The organism is Photobacterium angustum (genome assembly GCF_002954615.1).
Taxonomy (GTDB): domain Bacteria; phylum Pseudomonadota; class Gammaproteobacteria; order Enterobacterales; family Vibrionaceae; genus Photobacterium; species Photobacterium angustum_A.
Window position 1 is genome coordinate 1,438,789 of the sequence record NZ_MSCJ01000003.1, and the last position, 17,319, is coordinate 1,456,107.

The window sequence follows — 17,319 nt, forward strand, 5'->3', positions numbered from 1 at the left end:
ATTATCCTTTAATGTTTGCTTTCTGGTCTTGTCCGCGCTTAGTGACCAATATTCCCATAAGGATACACAAAATACCCAATAAAGGGGCGAGTTCTACACCATTACTGATAGCATCCCAAACAACTCCCGTCAGCAATTGACCGGTTATGACAAGTATTACTGTCAGCGTTGCGCCAACTTTTGATAACACATAACTATTAAGAGCGACAAACAAAGCCCCCATCACACCGCCAAGCCAAGCTATCACAGGAGCATCCATAATGGTTTTAACCGGAACAGTAGATGAAAAATAAACGACAAAACTCAGAAAAATAAACCCTACAACATGATTCCAAAACGATGCATAAAATGCGCTGGTATCCTGACTAAGTCTTCCATTAAGCACTCGGCAAAAACTGATACAACAACCATTCAATAGTGCAAGAAATATAACTAGCGTCATCATTACCCCCTACCGAATAATGTCATTAAACAACCTGCTACCATCAAGATTAATGCAATAAAATCATGAGAATTCACTGTCCGTTTAACCAAACCAAACAAGCCAAAAGAATCGCAAACAAGTCCAAATAGCACCTGACCTGCCATGATCAGTGCGAGTGAACCAGACAATCCCAATGGACTATTAACAGTAATCGCAGCCAAAATCACAGTGAAAGCGCCTGGTATACCTCCTAAATAAGCCCAAATTGGGGTTTTAGTTTTAGGTAATAACGATATTTTTTTCCCAATTAAAATACTGGCGATCATCAATACAATAAGAGAGACCACAGCACCGATGCCATGTGCAACCCAAGATGCAAGTAAAGGGGAGCTAAAAAATGCCATATGACTATTAAGTGCGATCATACTGGCGAGTGTTACTCCCCCAGCCATCGCTAGAGATAAATGAAATGGTTGAGTTTTCATATTATTTTTCCAATGGTTATCTGTTGGGATGCAATATATAGCGTTTCTTTTATATTGATAATCCGTTATATTTTGAACCCTTTGTTTCCTATAAGTTAACAATATTAGATGGACACATTTTCAACCATTCCCATATTCACAGCCGTCGTAGAATTGGGTAGCTTTTCCGAAGCGAGCCGCAAACTCGGAATAACCAAGTCAGCGGTAAGCAAACGAATTAGCGCATTAGAGACTCACCTAGGTGCCAAGCTTATTCAACGGACGACACGGAAACTAAGCTTAACTGAGGCGGGAGAGCAATATTATAGCTACATACATAGAGCAAAATCTTTGGTCAATGAAGGTGAGGATGCTATCAGCAGTCTTCAGGGCTCTCCTAAAGGTCATCTTAAAGTAAGCGTCCCTATGGTATTCGGTGAGCTTCATATTGCCCCTTTACTCAGTGAGTTTTTGCATCTTTATCCAGATATAAAACTAAATTTATCGATGGATGATAAAGTCGTCGATTTAGTAAAAGATGGATTGGATATGACACTTAGAATCGGAGCATTATCGGATTCAAATTTAGTGGCTCGTAAGTTATCGCCGTGTCACAGCGTACTTTGCGCATCACCTGGATACCTTGAAAAATACGGAACACCAACAGCGATAAACGATCTAAAACAACATAACTGTTTGTATTATTCCTATTTCAGATCTGGCATAGAGTGGACTTTTTATGGTCCCAACGGCTTAGAACGAATTAAGCCAGAAGGTAACATTCAGGTAAATAACAGTAATGTTCTAAAACAGCTGATGCTTGATGATATTGGGATCTGCCAAATGCCACTTTTCCTTGTTGAACATGAGATAGACAACGGCACGCTAATGCCAATATTGGAACAATATCAGTTACCCGAACACGGCATATACGCTGTATATCCTGAACGTGCATTTATGCCAGCAAAATTGAAGGTATTTCTTGATTATTTAGAACAAAAATTGAGTGATAAGAGCCAGATTTGGTAATAAGCTTTTATCTAACAGGAAAAGAGGTAATGATGAGTTAGCCGAATAGACTAACTCATGTATGGACAAAAATGAGTTAGGGACTCTGATGGGTAGATATTAATAAAAGTAAGGATAACGTAGCCATAAACGGCGAGCGTGTTTGCAAGTTCAGCTTCCTTAGGACGCGATGTTTGATGGTCTTGTTATATATTGCTCTGTTTAGAGCCACTTTATTATCCAATTAGATTCTTTGAAGTAGCATGTAAGTTCTTCTTTATTTGACACCCAGCTATCAAATATCTCTAGATTTGGATTGCAAATATTTTTTCCTGTAAGTATAAGAACACCACCAGTACTCTCAGGGGCATCAATGACTTTTACCTGAAAACCAATATCATCTCCAGATTCGATTAACCCAACTTTTCCAATCTCAATCATTGGCTACTCCACTACACATAACGCCTTGTTATGTTTTTATTCTTACCACCATCATTGAAAAAAGTACTAAAACTACAAGTGGTAAATACCAAGATGCTACTGTAACTGGTAGCCGCTCAAATAGTGTTAAATTCAATTCTTGCAATGATTCTAATGCCCCCTGCTTCAAGAACGTTAAAATAATTATCGGCGATACTAACTCAGTAATACAAGCTAATAGCACACCAAGAGTAATAAGTTGAGAGTTATGAGCTAGTATTTTTAGCTTTACAGTTAGCAACACTAATATAGTTGTAAATAGTGAGCTTAAGACTACAGCACGAACTAAATCAAGTACTAGACTAGCTTCCGGAAATGGAAGTTGTGCGATCAAATGCTCGACGTGAAAGGTTTGAAACAAAGTGATTATAGCTAGTGCAGCAGACTTGGTATACCACTCAGAATGATAAACAGTTGAGTATAGAAAGCACAGAAGCATGCCTGCAATCAGCGGAACACCGTAAGAAACTAGTTTTTTCATAATTCCACCATCCCTGTTAAAAATATAACGCCCCTATAAACGGCAAAAAACACACGGCAATACTTTGAGCGAAGCGAGAATGGCGTGTGTTTGAAAAGAGCTTTGTTATGCATTTTTAGTATTGAGCTTTCCAAATTGGCACGTTCAGAAACTTACCCAGATATTTAGCGGAATCAGCTATATCTTTTCCTTTTCCATGATCCATTATATTAATTCGTTCGCCATCTTTAAAAACCAAATTCAGTTCATAGCTAGTATATGAACTTGACCTGCCATTGCTTGATTTTGATTGAATTCTCTCATTAATAAGTTGTATAGCATAAATATCTTTAACATAACCCTGTTTAAAACGGTCTTGTGAATTTAAATTATCAAACTCTTTTCCTTTGTAGTAAGAGCCATTAAATTTGTCTATAGTAAAATTTTTATCTCTTTTGAGTATTAGTATTCCTGCACCACCAAACATTCCTCCCCATACAATCATAAAAAGACCTAAAACAATGTTACTGTTAAAGAGCAGAAAGTAAGGCCCCCCAATGACTAGTGCCAAGATTCCTGGCACAGTGAACACTAGTGCAAAAATATATGCGCCGATTGTTTTCTTTATAATGATTTTGTCGTCGAATATTGTCATTTTTTGAGACTTAAAGTTGGAGCCACCTGGGTTTACAGGATTCCAACTTACCTTTGAAGCTACCGGATCATCTGTATCAGCAAGCTTAACCTTAACTTTATTAAGGTTTATTTCTTGTATTTCACTCATCCATAACATTCCTTATTTTGAATAAAGTATATTAATAGGCATTATTACTTTTGTGCAAAAACATACTCATAAATACCTTTACAATACTCGATTTGATCTTTTTTATCACGACATTGGTAGCATTTTTTTACATTTAACGCTTTATGAAAGGATGTAAAAAGTAAGAAATGTATTTATTCAGTCTTATTAAATACAAAACGGAAATTATGATCACTTAATTTTCAATTTGTTATTATTTTACTTCTGTTTTTACCAAGAAATATTTTTATTAAAAACAGAACTCATGCGATAAAATAACAACATGTCATTAAACTATTTATATACGCAGTAAATAAAACTAATCCAAAAACGCATTAATACAATATGAATGAGTATTTTTCCTAAGCTACATTGGGGCTATTATGAGCTTGCTGAATAGCAAACTGTTAAATCAAATTCTGTCTTAACCACACCACGCTCGAAAGGTGCTTCAATTAAAGTAAATGATACATGGTCACACGCTTTTTTTATTGTTGAAGTATCAAAGTCCAAACCCCCCAACTCTTTCACACTCTTGATATAAGGAAATTAACATTAGTATCGTCAATTAGTATTTGTTTGATATTTGATAGCAAGCGGTGAGCAACGCAATACAAAAGCTGCCGCACACCACCTTAAACGCTAAAACTAACGCATAGTTCATTACTTTTAGCCACATAACACCCTGTTATGTTTATTTTGCCAAATCTACCCACTGGCCCTGTGTAAGTTCACCCAATTTCTGCGGATTGAGCTTAAACACTGAATTAGGTGTTCCCGCAGCAGCCCAAATTTCAGAATACTGATTCAGATCTTTGTCCAAAATTGTGTGGACTGATGAATTGTGAGCGACTGGTGGTACACCGCCGATAGCGTAACCAACTTTTTCACGAACAAAAGAAGCGTCTGCTTTGGTAAGAACAATTCCTGTAGCTTCTTTAACTTTGTCAGCGCACACCATATTAGAGCCAGACGCAACAACTAGCACAGGTTCACCGGTTTCTCCATGCTTAAAGATTACCGACTTCGCTATTTGAGAAACAGTACATCCGATAGATTCAGCGGCATCAGATGCTGTACGTGTAGAACTAGGCATTTCCTGGACAACAAAATCTTGGCCGTTTCGGGACAAAAACTCTTGTACCTTCAATGATGAAGACTTCAATTCCTTTGACATATATCCTCCTTAATCTCGCTAATTCGACGATAAGCATAACGCCTCATTCAGAGGTAATAAATAGCTGGTTAAAATTAGCGAGGAACGAGCAAAAACCAGCTGTTCTTTGTCCTGCTGAAATGACTTGTTGAACGAAGCCGCTGCGCGGTAGAGTCAAAACCCACAACCTTAACTACGGTAAATACACCTCTCAAAAAGGAATATTTATCATGAACAAATCACAGTAACATCGTTCAGAATATTCTTATGAACAATACCTTACCCATCTCACCTTGCAAGGTAAACGTCCCGCTACAATTGATGCTTATAGTCGTGCTCTACGTCGCATTACACACCAACTTGATAAGGCTCGACTTCTTTTTGGCATCACCCTTCATGATATTTTCAATATTTACTTATATAAGGTGGCTTGGGCTTGTCCAACACTTCGGATAGATATCGTCTGCGCGACACATATCCTTATTTGTTATATGCACTATTTATTGCTGCTTAAGGCTATCTTTGCACTTAAACCAATTAAGATTGTACCTGATACTCCTTCAAGTGTTCTTGAGTATTTCTGAGCTTTAGGACTGCTAAACAAAATGCTTCCTAAACTGGCATAGAACAAGTTACAACCTGTTGCTAACAGACTAAATAACAAACCTAAAGTCAGCAATTCGCCTGTAGCATTAATTGCCGTTGGATCAATAAACTGAGGCAGGAATGCTAAAAAGAACATTGCGACTTTAGGGTTTAATACACTAACGATGACGCCTTGCTTGAAAATATTACTTTGTTTTTCATCTGAAATATCCACACAAATTTTAGAATTGTTACGGTAACAATTAATAATTGATATTGCGCCAAGATAGAGTAAGTAAGCCGCACCTAAACACTTGATTATCGTAAATAAAAATGCAGAGCTAAGAATTAATGCAGAAAGACCTAAAACAGCAGCTAATGTATGAATCAAATATCCAACACCTAAACCCAGTGAAGCTTTGATACCTGACTTCATTTTCCCTTTCATTGTATTCGTTACAATGTAAATTACATCAGGCCCAGGTATCAGGTTTATAGATAGAGCTGCAATTACAAACAATAATAAGGTGTTCACTTCCATTACGACAATACTCCGAGGTGCATTTAACGCCCAATTAAGGTGTGAAGCACGCGACCACTATACTCAATTTGACCACCGTAAACACTGGACTTAACTCAAACCAAAAATGCCAAGCGTGCTGAATCACTCTTAAATTGTTTGTTATACAAATTTACAGACTTCCTGCTTTGATATGAGATTTCAGTTCATTTATACTTATCGATTTTGTCTTAGCACCTAGAATTTCAAAAATAACCTGAGCTCTGTTTCTTAATCTAGTATCATCTGAAACAAAGTAATCACAAATATAAGCATGCTCTAAATGCTGTCTATCCCTGTAAGAGCTTGCAATTTTGTTCTTGTTAGAAAATTTTACATGCTCAGTTTCGAAGTTTACAAAATCAAATAGATCACTTAAATTCTCAATCGTGTCCCTATAATCATCAACTTTACCAATATCACCAGAATGAACAAACTCTCCAATACTTGTATTATAAAATTGAGAAACTATTTTATCGTAACCTGTTAGGTCTTTCTTTTCCTTACCCTTAAAGTAACCTACCAAATCGTTAGATATTGTATTACTCAACTCCCTACCTTTTCTTAGCTCTGGATAGAAATGAAAGTGCTGAATGACATCGTTCATTATTTTTGATTCATACAGCTTTGTTAATTTAGAGTATTTTTTAACTCTACTAATAGTATCTTCTATTTTTTCATGTACATAACAAAGCCCCGCATCCATATAACCAACCATATTTCCGTCAGTTATCAATTGCAAATCGGACAAGAACGAGCTTAAGAAAACTGGATTACTGTTTACAGCATCTTCGATTAAAAAAGAGCTATAAACAAAACCAACCTCAGATTTAGATATGTACTCTCTTACTTTCCGGTCTGCCGCTAACACTTGAACTGCGTTTGTATCTAGGTATACTGATTTCCCATTAAAATTTGACTTATTGAACTTAATATTTTCATTATTAATTACAGAATAACTATCAAAGAATTCATCCTGAATATTTGCCGTTCCATAACTCAACAACTTAATTTTGAAAGTAACTATTATCGTGTTAAGTTCAACAAGATAACTTCTATATTCTGTAATCCATGTTGCACCAAGCTTTCTAACAAATAGCTTTTCATGGTCATATAACGTTCCAGAAAGCGCAAAGTCATCATTAATTATCACATCAAACTCTTTTGATATATGACCAATCAGATCGCTGTAATTTTCATTCAATTGCTTAACTGAATTATAAATTTCGCTCCAAGCACTAACTACTAGGTAGTAATCTACATTTGAATTTTCTCGGTCACCCTTAAGAGAGTCTTCAAGTTCACATACAAGAGCGAAATCTTGGGAACTTTGAATCTGACTAAGTGACTCTAAATCATCAAAATGCTCCATTAGCTTATTGTAGAGTATCCTTGCGATTGCCTTTTCAATTAATTCACTCATGAATTACCTCATTTGTATAACGCCGCACTAAGCTGCCGGAAACCGTGGCATATACTTTGCGAAGCAAAAGTGCCACGTGTTGGAGGTCAGTTTGAGTGCCTTGTTAGTTTTGGCACAAACTGTAATCGAGCTTTTGCTTGTCAATTGGTGGCATATCACTCACTTGAGTGTAACCCCATATAGAAAGAATCAAAACTACGGTTGGAGAAAGAATGCAAATTACCGATTTAAAGTAAGCAATTGCACCTGTTTTGATGGCTGTCCGTTTATATACCTTCACCGACCTTGGGGGAAAACGCCCCTCTTTTATCCCTTTAATTCCAAGGGGAAACATAGCAATACCTACTATTATAAATAACGATAGTGGGAGACCAATAAACAATATGTGCCACACATAGTCTGCACCATTAAAACCCCAAAATTCATAGCAATGGGGGCGGTTACCAAAATCTTCCACCATTGGTTGAAACCAATAGCTGTTTGCAACAATTGCTACAAATCCAAGGGAAGCGAATAGTGAAAGCCGAATAATCACCTCTTTTTTCGTATATTCTTTTGCATACTCCATCTTTCAACATTCCTTTGAGAAACTAACAGTATATTAATAAGCATTCTTACTTCCGCGCAAAAATATACTCATAAAAAGCTTTTATTATACTCGATATAATCTTTATATATCATGAAGTTGATAGCACTTTTTTACACACAACGCTTTGTGAGGGGATGTGAAAAGTAAGAAATGTATTTAATCAGTCTTATTTAATACAATATAGAATGTTAAATTAATTAATTTTCAATCGGTTATGGATTTTATTCCGTTTTTAACAAGAAATATTTCTTATTAAAAACAGAACTCATGCGATAAAATCACCACGTGTCATTAAACTGTTTATATACACAGTAAATAAAGCTAATACAAAATCACGTTATCATAATATGAATGAGTATTTGTTCTAAGTAACTTTGGGGCTGATATGAGCTAGCCAAGAGAACTAGCCCATTGGACTGACATGCTTTTGATGGTATCTCAATTAGTGGTAAGTTGTGGTAGAAGAGTTACCACAACCGTAATTTGTGGTCAATGAATTACCTCAAGCCATTTGGGGGCAAAAATGAGTTTATTAAACGTGCTTTACCAGTGGCTTTTGCATTGGAATACAATCCAAACTAATACCTCTTGGTGAATAATAGGTGGATAGTTTCTCCCCTATAAACCCACATGAGCGATAGAAAGGCGCCGCATTTATGGTGGATTCTAATTTCAGCAATAATAGGCCGTTTTCTTTAGCTAAGTTTTCCAAAAAAGTAAGCATCTGCTTTGCCGCACCTATTCCACAGTACTCAGGATCAACAAAAATAGCATCAACCATACCTGTTTCGATATTGAGCTTACCACTACCAATAACTCGCCCATCAGTGACAGAAACATAGAAAGTTTCCATTACATCTTGAATGAATCCGTCAGACACTCCCCCATCAGTCCACAATGAAAGCTGTTCTTTACTGTAGTACGCTGAGAATTTATCTAAGATTGCGCGGCTTCTCAACTCACAAATTAAAACCGCATCTGCTTGGATTGCTTTCCTTATTGTGATCACTAAACTTCTCCCTAAGAAGTCAGATAAATAAACTAAACCTGATTCTTTACTTTTCTTTTGGTAGAGAGTATTCACATAACTCTTAATAAAGTAATTAGCACACTTCTACATAATCTAAAGTTCAAACGTAGAATGTTCGTAGGCAAATAAATACCAACTTATTCAGATGTGTATTATTTACCACGACTAATTTCAGAGCCTGTTGACCGACAATAGAAACAAGCCCACAGCGTATTATCCTTGTTTAATTACTCTGTTATATGTTCTAAGCACCTAACAAATCAAGGTGTTTTAGCTTTTTGTAGCGTAACGCCATAGATATACAGTGTGACAACTCTTTAGTTGGTACATCGTCGCCAAGCTTAAATATTAATGCCCGATTACCTTCATACTCAAAGGCATTTCCGTATACCTCTTTAAAGGTATCAACTAAGGTTGTTTGGCAGTGGAAGTAAATACGATATTCATTTGGGGATTTGGGTTTCCAGTCATATCTAATAGTACTTCCAATTTTAGAAATATAACTTGGCTCTCCCCACTTTAGTGTTTCGATTAAATCAGCAATCCCATGTTCATTTGCTGTATTTATGATAAGAGAACGAATAACTAAGAGAGACTCTGATACTTCATCAGGATAAGTTTCAAATTTTTGTGCAACACTTAAATCCATTCGTTTGATCCTATAAATAAGAACATATCACGCTTAATTAAAATATGGGCAGCACTACCCCATTACTTTAAGCACTAAAGTGTCTCTAAAACTATGTATTGGACTGTAATACAATACACTTTCTTATAAAACGCATTAATGTTTGCGGTTACAAGTTGATACTATCTTTTGGGTGATTGATCCCATCGTAAATTTTGACGGGCTCCAGATCATAAGGATTAACACCATCAAGACATGCAACATTGATTGCAAATTGATGGGGATTAGAACGTCTTTGATGGTGAGTATATATACCGCAAGTCTTACAGAAGTAATGTTTAGCAGTCTTTGTATTGAATTGATAAAGGGTCAAGTTATCTTCTCCCTTTATTATCTTTAGGTTTTCAAGTAATACAGAAGCTGCGATGGCACCACGTTTTCGACACATAGAACATGAACAACGACGAGGATCTTCTAATCCGTTTGGCATGGACAGCTCTAACTCAACTGCACCACAGTGACATTTTGCAATGTGAATTCCTTTAATTTCCATATTTAACCGCCATATCGATGCACCAACAGAAATACAAAATTGATTATGACTACTTTTATTCTTTACATCGTTGTTTAGCAAGCCTAGTAATTTACTTTAAATCGCTTTATTTATGCTTTCAAATCTACCATAAAAAATAACGAATCGAGTACACACATACACCACCACCAGCGTGGCTATAATAAGCTCTAAATATGCTAACTGATTAATTTGATGTACATATTGGGTAGGTATGCCTTGTTGTTCCATCCAATGAGCTAATTTATACAAAGCAGTAGAACCTATAACCATAGGAAACGTGAAGGACGCAAAACTCGCGTTAAATGGCAACCTAAGTAACCTGAAAAACGCGCAATAAATAACACTTGTTAATAGAATTGCGATACCAAATAAAATGCCTACCAGCACTGGGGAAGGCTGCTCTATCAAACTTAAGTAACCAGCTAAAGTTGCACTTGCCGGTGCTGCAAGTATCGCAATAGTTGGCTTTTCAGTGTCAGCGATGGGATCAGTAAAAAGCAAACGGTAGAACATGAGAGGTAGCATTACTACGCAGGCCGCAGTTCCAAAAAATAACGCTATATGAGCAATTGGAGCTAAATCAGACTGCCCTGAAAAAGTAACGTCCGCAACAATAATTCCAACAGGAGGAATAAACCAACTTGGTACCATGTGATGTAATTTGAAATTTTTGATTCGATGATAAACAAACGTGATCATGAAAATCACATGCATCATGATAGCAAATAGCCAAATGCCATCGCCGACAGTTTGATTAAATTCTCCAACAGAATGAGAAACGATCATTAGCGCCATGGCAAACGTTGGAAGAACGCTGCCAATCACAGGGTGAGCAAGCTCGGATTGCAACTGTTTAGGGTGAAGGCAAAACTTGATGAATAAAATAAATAACAGAGAACATGCAATTGTTGCGGCAAACCACTTAGAAAAACCATTGAAAGTATATGCATTCTCCCAGCACCAGCCGAGACTACCCACTCCCAGTGCAAGACCAGCAATGGATGATGGCGCATAAAGAAGTTTTTCTTTTGCCGATTTCATTATAGATAGTCCAATTCCCCACAAGCATTAAGGTACATTTTATATACCACTTAAAAGTGCAAATCAACCACATAGAAACGAATTTGCAACCTTGGATATATTAATTAATTACATAATAAACAAGGCATTAACCTTTGTAAGGATTTAGGTGAGAGTGTTATGCTTACATAGAATATGCTTAAAAGGGGTATTTGAGAGTATTGAAAAGTGATAAAAGCTTGATTGTTTTTATCAGTAAAACGACAAGTAACACAACACGTATATTAACTTTAAATAGGGTTTAGCTATGGGAATATTGCCTCAAATAAATATTCAATAATATCTCCCTGTAATTAGCATTTCAGACCATCCGCTTTTTATGCCGCAAATTAATCAATTCTTCTAATTGCTTTTGCTCTTTACGGGCTTGTTCGTATTGTTGTTTGGCAAGCCACCGTTTTTTTACTTCTTCAAAGCGTTTAACTTGTTGGTTGCTGGCTTGTAATTGCTGTTTACTGTGATCACATTCAGCGCTCATGATTGCTTGCTCATGCTGATGATGATCAATCATGGTCGTTAACTGTGACGTTAATTGATTGCTGTTATTAAGCATCGCACTGTTTATCGCAGAGCCGTGTGTTTGTTCAGCCCCCATATAATGCTGTTTTAGCTGACCTAATAACTGTAGTTGTTGCTGATAATTATCCACTTGCAGGCGCTGCTGCTGGTAAACAACACTGAGTTTATCGCGCTTTTGCTCTGATAATCGTTGTAATTGCTCAACAGCTTTGACTGGCAAATTCATGACATATTCTTGCTCCATTTCCTAAAACACGATGTGGCTATGGTGCTGACGGACTGGGTTGATTGACTGAAAACAAGTTGGCTAATTGGGTTAAGCTCGCTTGGTAATCACAGTGTTCAGTTACAGGTTGCTGTAAGAACTGTTTAAGCTGGGGTTGCATCATTACCGCTTGATCTAATTCAGGATCTTGTCCTTTTTGATAGCCACCTAATGGTAGTAGCTCTTTTACTTGCTGATAGTTAGCATTTAACTGTCTAAATTGGTTAGCAACAGTGACATGAGCTTGTTCGGTACAATTGCTCATACATCGGCTGATGGAAGCATTGATATCAATAGCAGGATAATGCCCTTGCTCTGCCAATGTGCGAGATAACACAATATGGCCATCTAAAATGGCGCGTGCCGAATCCACTACAGGATCTTGCTGATCGTCCCCTTCTGCTAACACGGTATAAATCGCAGTTAAACTGCCATTAGGATTTTCCCCATTACCAGCACGTTCAAGTAATTGAGGTAATAAACTAAATACCGATGGTGGATAACCCCGAGAGGCTGGCGGCTCTCCTAATGCGAGTGCAATTTCACGCTGCGCCATGGCATATCGAGTTAATGAGTCCATTAGTAGCAATACGTCTTTGCCTTGATCACGAAAGTATTCGGCAACGCGGTGACAAAGCTTGGTCGCTCGTAAGCGCATAAGTGGTGATTCATCAGCAGGTGCGGCGATGATCACTGCACGTTTTCGTCCTTCCTCACCTAAGTTACGCTCAATGAATTCACGAACTTCTCGACCACGTTCACCAATCAGCCCCACCACAATAATATCAGCGGCAGTGTATTTGGTGATCATCCCCATCAAGACACTTTTACCTACACCACTGCCAGCCATTAAACCAATTCGCTGTCCTTTACCAACAGTAAGTAAACCATTAATCGCTTTAATACCAACATCTAATGGTGACTCAACAGGCTGGCGTTTCATAGGGTTAATAGGCTTTGGCTCTAACGATAAACTCTCACCACCTTGTAGCGGTAAACCATTATCTAGCGGCTCTCCTAGCCCGTTAACAACTCGTCCAATCCACTTATGGCTAACATTCACTGTACTGCCACCTTGCATCGGGATCACCTTCGCACCTGCATATAATCCACCGAGTTGACGAACTGGCATTAAATACGCAATGTTGTGATCAAAACCGACCACTTGTGCTTCAATCTGCTCACCATCATCAGCCACGATTAAACAACGTTGATCAAGTTTAAAACGACAACCCACAGCTTGTAGCATTAAGCCATTCACTTTTACCAACCGCCCTGTGACCCGTGCAATAGGCACACTATCAAGAGCGGCAAGTGCGGTTAAACTATCCGCTTGAAGACGATTCATGCTGATCTCCTTGTTCAACACGGATTAGGGTATCTAACGGATGATTCTGCTCAACTAAATGTTGCTGTACATTCTCGATACAAGCTTCTAGTCGCGCATCACAACCCACATCGGCTTCTGCGTTATCCGTTATCAGCTGACAACCTCCAACAGGTAATGTCGGGTTAGCAATCAGCTTCCAAGACTCAGGTAAACTCTTATTGATGGTATGGATCCGATCGATATCTTGCGGGTTAAGTTCAATGATGATTTTTTCTGTTTTACCCGGAATCGCATCCAGTGCTTCTTCGACTAAAGCGAGAATTTGTTGTGGCATCAATGTCAGTTCAGCGCGGATAACTTGTTGCGACACTTTTTGTACCAAGTCGCAAATGAGCTGACGTTGTTGTTTGTCTTTTTCTTGTTGCCATTGTTTTAATTCAAACAAGATTTTCTCAACCGGTTTTACTGCTTGGCTAAAGATCTCTCGCCCTGCTTGCTCACCTTGTCCATAACCTTGTTGAAAACCGTCTTTTTGTCCTTCGATAATACCTTGATCACGACCTTGCTCAACACCTTGGTTAAATCCTTCGTCATAGCCCTTGTTGAGCCCTTGTTGAAAGCCCTCATCCAGTTTTTGTTGTAATTCAAACTGGTTGTCTTGCCAATTAATCGCAGGATCAACATCACCTAATCCATCATTAAAGCCATGATTTACTGGCTCTGCCACAGGAGGAAAACGATGAGGCCGATATTGCCCCGGTGATAACTGATGTATTTTTACTTTCTTCATCATCACTCCACCGTCATTTCCTGATAGAGCTGAAGATCAATCTCGCCATTTTCTGCCAGCTCACGTACTTGATCCATAATGGCATTACGGGCGCGTTCTACCTCACTCACAGGAACTGCACCTTTTAGTGCCATTTCATCTTCTAGGGTTTTCACCATACGCTGTGGCATTGAACGTTTAATCGCTTGTTGTAAGCTGATCTCAGCACCTTTTAACGCAATCACCCAAGTCGCAACAGGGACTTCTTGTACCAGCCTATCCATGGTCGATTCTTTCTGGCGACCTAGCACCATAAAGTCAAACATGTTGGTTTCAATTTCGTTCACCATGTCTTCATCATGCAGACGAAGTAATTCCATTAATTGGCCGCGATCACCTTCGAAACGGTTGATAATATCGGCAACTTGCTTGGTACCTAAAATAGGTGCATTTTGTGCTTGCGACATATGAGCAATGCAACGTTCAATCAAATCATGTAAGTCAGCGGCAACATCATGATCTATTTCATCGAGTTGCGCGACGCGATATAGCAGCTCGTCGTGATAATCCACTGGCATTTTCGCCAACACTTTCGATGAGGTTTCTGGCGGTAAATAGGCTAAGAATATCGCCTGCATTTGTGGGTGCTCTTGGCTAACGTATTTAGCCAATAATTCTGCATCCACCCATTGCAATCGCTGCATGTTGTTACGTAATTCATCACCGTAAATGTTATTAAGTAACCCTTTGGCTAAATCATTACCTAACGCTTTACGCAAGGTATTTGAAAGGTACTCTTTCGATGCGCCACGAATACCACTGTGAGCACGAAAATCTTCAAAAAAGTGCTGAATCACCCCTTTCGCACTATCACTTTGAATACCACTTAATGCCGCCATCGAACGGGTCACACGCTGCACTTCGTCACGAGAAAAGTGCTTCAATACCTCGGCAGCAGCATCTTCTCCCATACCCAACAACACGACTGCTGTTTTATCAACATAAGTCAGTGCAGGGGCTTTACTATCCGTCTGATTTTTTGTTTGTGATTGACTCATTAACATTCACCCATTGTTTTAAGACTTCAGCAACACGCTCTGGCTCTTCGGTTGAAATAAGCTGTAAATGTTTTAGTTGGATTTCTAATGGCGAGCCCTGTGGTGGCAACAAATCATTGCTGGCATTAAAGGCGTTATTAGTTCCGTCTATACCTTTCGCGGCTAAACGCTCATTTAACGTTTCTTCATGTTCTTGCTCTTCGCGAGTTTGCAGGCTTTCATCGTAAGAGTGCGCCATATCTTCTTCAGCAAAAGTTAACTCATCACGTCGACGATCTAATCCTGTTAAATGGCTAATAAGCGGTCTTAGCACAAAGAAAATCATCGATAAGCCGAGAATACCGCCGATCATGTAGCGTAATGGTTGTTGTACTGTTGGATCTTGCCACCATGGAATAGCAGGTGGCGCATCAATCGCAATCGGCGTAAAGTTGAAACTTAAAATACTCAAACTGTCACCACGATCAGCGCTGATCCCCACAGCATCTTTGATCATATTGCTAATTTGCTGTGTTTCCGCTTCTGTCCATGCTTTACCATTGGGTGCAGCCGTAGAATTAAGCAACACAGAGACATTGAGTTTATTTAATTTACCTTGTTGATATTGGGTATGGCGAACACTGCTGCCTAACGCATATTGACGATTAATTTCCGTTCGTTCATTGGTATTTTTACTGTCTTTGTTCTCTTCTTCGCCAGTAACGGGTGGCTTGTTACTTAATGAACCCGGCACACCTAAAGCAATATTATCAATACTGTTATTTTCAATACGGTGCTCGTTTTTCACTACAGGCGTTGAATCAACAACTTCTTTGGTTTCTTGAACATGGCTAAAATCAAGATCAGCGGCGACTTGCACGCGGTAATTACTTGGTCCGACAATCGGCGTTAGCATATCAGCGGCACGTTGGATCACCTGCTTTTCGAGATTCTTCTGATAATCAAGGTACTTAGCATTCACTTTACCCATTTCAGACGAGCCAATATCGGCACTGAGTAAACGCCCGTATTGATCAACAACTGAAACATTTTCTGTTTTCATCCCTGTTACGCTGCCAGTAACAAGGTTAATGATAGCTTCAACTTGCTCAGTTTTTAGATCTTCACCCGGTTTTAGCTCAACCATTACTGACGCTGTCGGCGCTTCCGCATTATGGCGAACAAATAAGGTTTTTCGAGGAATGGCTAAGTGAACTCGGGCATTAGCAATAGCATCAAGGGCAATAATAGTACGCACTAACTCGCCTTCCAATCCATGACGGTAACGTGCGGTTTCCATGAACTGGCTGGTTCCTAACGACGAATCTTCTTTTAATGAATCTAGCCCTGTGGGTAACTTGGCTTTGATCCCTTTTGCTGCCAGTAACATTCTAATTTTTGCTACTTCACCTTCCGCCACCAGCACTTGTCCGTTGGCTTCTTGTAGGCGGTAAGGGATCCCTTCCGTTTCTAATACCGAGATGATTTCACCGCTATCAAAACGTTCTTGCTGACCATATAAGGGGCGGTAGTTTTGACTTGAACTCCATAACGCCACCACAATAATGGCAGCCACAATCGCAGCAAGTACAGCAGACAAAACCAGATTGCGCTGACTGCTATGCCAAAGGTTTTTAAGATTATTAATATACGGATTTGAAGACAACCCACTGGTAGCGGTTGGACCTGCTGCCGTATTTGTCATCGATGGTTGGGCAATGATTTCAGACATAAGTTACACCGGCATCTTCATAACATCTTCAAAGGACGCAACCACTTTATTACGCACTTGCATGAGGGCTGAAAAAGATAAACTGGCTTTTTGGCTTGCCACCATCGCGCCTACTAAGTCGTCACTTTTCCCCAATTCAACCGCTGTAACTTTGTCGCTGGCGATTTTTTGATGTTGATTAACGGTATTTAAAACACCTGTCATGGCCTGCGAAAAAGATAATGGCGAAGCGGCAAATTGTGTATTGGTCGCGTCGACCTGCATCAGATTAGGTTTTACGATGAAATCAACTTGAGTGCGTTGCTGCATCTGCTGCATCTGCTGCATCTGCTGCATTTTATCAAGCATGAGTTGTTCAGATGATACAGACGGTAGCGAATTATTTGTGCTCATTTAACTCTCCTT

General features: G+C 38.8%; 20 protein-coding genes. 1 reads left to right on the forward strand and 19 read right to left on the reverse strand.

Annotated elements, in window-relative coordinates:
* Position 1: 1 nt before the first annotated feature.
* Positions 2-445 carry a DMT family transporter gene (locus BTO08_RS21260; RefSeq protein WP_105062538.1) on the reverse strand — a complete coding sequence of 148 codons (444 nt, stop codon included), beginning with the start codon at positions 443-445 and terminating at the stop codon, positions 2-4.
* The gene (locus tag BTO08_RS21265) at positions 445-909 is read right to left on the reverse strand and encodes a DMT family transporter (protein WP_105062539.1); all 465 of its coding nucleotides are present in this window, start codon (positions 907-909) and stop codon (positions 445-447) included. Before BTO08_RS21265 ends, BTO08_RS21260 begins: the two co-directional genes overlap by 1 nt.
* 108 nt (positions 910-1,017) lie before the next feature.
* Between BTO08_RS21265 and BTO08_RS21270 the strand changes: the two genes are divergently transcribed.
* On the forward strand, positions 1,018-1,917 hold the full coding sequence (locus BTO08_RS21270) for a LysR family transcriptional regulator (protein WP_105062540.1): 900 nt from the start codon (positions 1,018-1,020) through the stop codon (positions 1,915-1,917).
* Between the two features lie 201 nt (positions 1,918-2,118).
* Here BTO08_RS21270 and BTO08_RS21275 read toward each other — a convergent pair whose 3' ends face one another.
* The 17 genes from BTO08_RS21275 to fliE all read right to left on the reverse strand — a co-directional run bounded on the left by BTO08_RS21275 (position 2,119) and on the right by fliE (position 17,307).
* Complete coding sequence (locus BTO08_RS21275) at positions 2,119-2,337, reverse strand: hypothetical protein (protein ID WP_105062541.1); 219 nt, start codon at positions 2,335-2,337, stop codon at positions 2,119-2,121.
* 28 nt (positions 2,338-2,365) lie between these two features.
* Positions 2,366-2,857, reverse strand: coding sequence for a hypothetical protein (locus tag BTO08_RS21280; protein WP_105062542.1), 492 nt, complete (start codon positions 2,855-2,857; stop codon positions 2,366-2,368).
* Positions 2,858-2,972: 115 nt separating this feature from the next.
* Complete coding sequence (locus BTO08_RS21285) at positions 2,973-3,620, reverse strand: hypothetical protein (RefSeq protein ID WP_105062543.1); 648 nt, start codon at positions 3,618-3,620, stop codon at positions 2,973-2,975.
* Between the two features lie 712 nt (positions 3,621-4,332).
* Positions 4,333-4,815 carry a YbaK/EbsC family protein gene (locus BTO08_RS21295; RefSeq protein ID WP_105062544.1) on the reverse strand — a complete coding sequence of 161 codons (483 nt, stop codon included), beginning with the start codon at positions 4,813-4,815 and terminating at the stop codon, positions 4,333-4,335.
* 475 nt (positions 4,816-5,290) lie between these two features.
* Positions 5,291-5,920 carry a LysE family translocator gene (locus BTO08_RS21305; RefSeq protein ID WP_105062545.1) on the reverse strand — a complete coding sequence of 210 codons (630 nt, stop codon included), beginning with the start codon at positions 5,918-5,920 and terminating at the stop codon, positions 5,291-5,293.
* 151 nt (positions 5,921-6,071) lie between these two features.
* Positions 6,072-7,361 carry a hypothetical protein gene (locus BTO08_RS21315; RefSeq protein ID WP_105062547.1) on the reverse strand — a complete coding sequence of 430 codons (1,290 nt, stop codon included), beginning with the start codon at positions 7,359-7,361 and terminating at the stop codon, positions 6,072-6,074.
* A gap of 103 nt (positions 7,362-7,464) precedes the next feature.
* The gene (locus tag BTO08_RS21320) at positions 7,465-7,929 is read right to left on the reverse strand and encodes a hypothetical protein (RefSeq protein WP_105062548.1); all 465 of its coding nucleotides are present in this window, start codon (positions 7,927-7,929) and stop codon (positions 7,465-7,467) included.
* A 553-nt stretch (positions 7,930-8,482) separates the two neighbouring features.
* Complete coding sequence (locus BTO08_RS21325) at positions 8,483-8,959, reverse strand: GNAT family N-acetyltransferase (RefSeq protein ID WP_198038536.1); 477 nt, start codon at positions 8,957-8,959, stop codon at positions 8,483-8,485.
* Positions 8,960-9,224: 265 nt separating this feature from the next.
* Positions 9,225-9,629 (reverse strand): DUF1801 domain-containing protein, encoded by a 405-nt coding sequence (locus BTO08_RS21330; RefSeq protein WP_105062549.1) that lies wholly within the window; start codon positions 9,627-9,629, stop codon positions 9,225-9,227.
* A 148-nt stretch (positions 9,630-9,777) separates the two neighbouring features.
* Positions 9,778-10,161 (reverse strand): GFA family protein, encoded by a 384-nt coding sequence (locus BTO08_RS21335; RefSeq protein ID WP_105062550.1) that lies wholly within the window; start codon positions 10,159-10,161, stop codon positions 9,778-9,780.
* Between the two features lie 96 nt (positions 10,162-10,257).
* Positions 10,258-11,223, reverse strand: coding sequence for a TDT family transporter (locus tag BTO08_RS21340; protein ID WP_105062551.1), 966 nt, complete (start codon positions 11,221-11,223; stop codon positions 10,258-10,260).
* A 340-nt stretch (positions 11,224-11,563) separates the two neighbouring features.
* Positions 11,564-12,007, reverse strand: coding sequence for a flagellar export protein FliJ (fliJ, locus tag BTO08_RS21345; RefSeq protein WP_105062715.1), 444 nt, complete (start codon positions 12,005-12,007; stop codon positions 11,564-11,566).
* A 37-nt stretch (positions 12,008-12,044) separates the two neighbouring features.
* Positions 12,045-13,394: a flagellar protein export ATPase FliI gene (gene fliI / locus BTO08_RS21350; protein WP_105062552.1), complete on the reverse strand. Its 1,350-nt coding sequence runs from the start codon at positions 13,392-13,394 to the stop codon at positions 12,045-12,047.
* Positions 13,372-14,169 (reverse strand): flagellar assembly protein FliH, encoded by a 798-nt coding sequence (gene fliH, locus BTO08_RS21355; RefSeq protein WP_105062553.1) that lies wholly within the window; start codon positions 14,167-14,169, stop codon positions 13,372-13,374. The genes fliI and fliH overlap by 23 nt, the downstream gene beginning before the upstream one ends.
* Entirely contained in the window at positions 14,169-15,203 is a 1,035-nt protein-coding gene (locus BTO08_RS21360) for a flagellar motor switch protein FliG (RefSeq protein WP_105062554.1), read from the reverse strand. Before BTO08_RS21360 ends, fliH begins: the two co-directional genes overlap by 1 nt.
* Positions 15,169-16,914, reverse strand: coding sequence for a flagellar basal-body MS-ring/collar protein FliF (fliF, locus tag BTO08_RS21365; RefSeq protein WP_105062555.1), 1,746 nt, complete (start codon positions 16,912-16,914; stop codon positions 15,169-15,171). Before fliF ends, BTO08_RS21360 begins: the two co-directional genes overlap by 35 nt.
* 3 nt (positions 16,915-16,917) lie before the next feature.
* A complete protein-coding gene (gene fliE / locus BTO08_RS21370; protein WP_105062556.1) occupies positions 16,918-17,307 on the reverse strand; it encodes a flagellar hook-basal body complex protein FliE in 390 nt (129 codons plus the stop codon).
* Positions 17,308-17,319: the final 12 nt, after the last annotated feature.